Source organism: Streptomyces blattellae (genome assembly GCF_009709555.1).
Taxonomy (GTDB): domain Bacteria; phylum Actinomycetota; class Actinomycetes; order Streptomycetales; family Streptomycetaceae; genus Streptomyces; species Streptomyces blattellae.
Genome location: NZ_WJBG01000008.1, coordinates 1 through 330 on the forward strand (window position 1 = coordinate 1; position 330 = coordinate 330).

At 67.0% G+C, this 330-nt stretch carries 1 protein-coding gene; it reads left to right on the plus strand.

The window, feature by feature from the left end:
* Positions 1 to 330 (plus strand): ISAzo13-like element transposase-related protein (locus tag GFH49_RS00445; protein ID WP_408055873.1); only part of this gene is annotated, 330 nt, incomplete at both ends.

A 330-nucleotide genomic window follows, 5' to 3' on the forward strand; every position in this document is an offset into this window, starting at 1 on the left:
GCTGTGATCACGACACAGCCGCCTTCGCCGTCCAGACCCTGCGCCGCTGGTGGCACGCAGTCGGACGGGCCGCCTACCCAAGCTCACGCCGCCTGCTGATCACCGCGGACGCGGGCGGCTCCAACGGCTGCCGCACCCGCGCCTGGAAGGCTGAACTCGCTTCCCTGGCCGTGGAGACCGGCCTGGAGATCACCGTGTGTCACTTTCCTCCCGGCACATCGAAATGGAACAGAATCGAGCACCGGCTGTTCTCCCACATCTCCATGAACTGGCGGGGCAGGCCCCTGACCAGCCACGACGTCATCGTGAACAGCATCGCGGCGACCACCA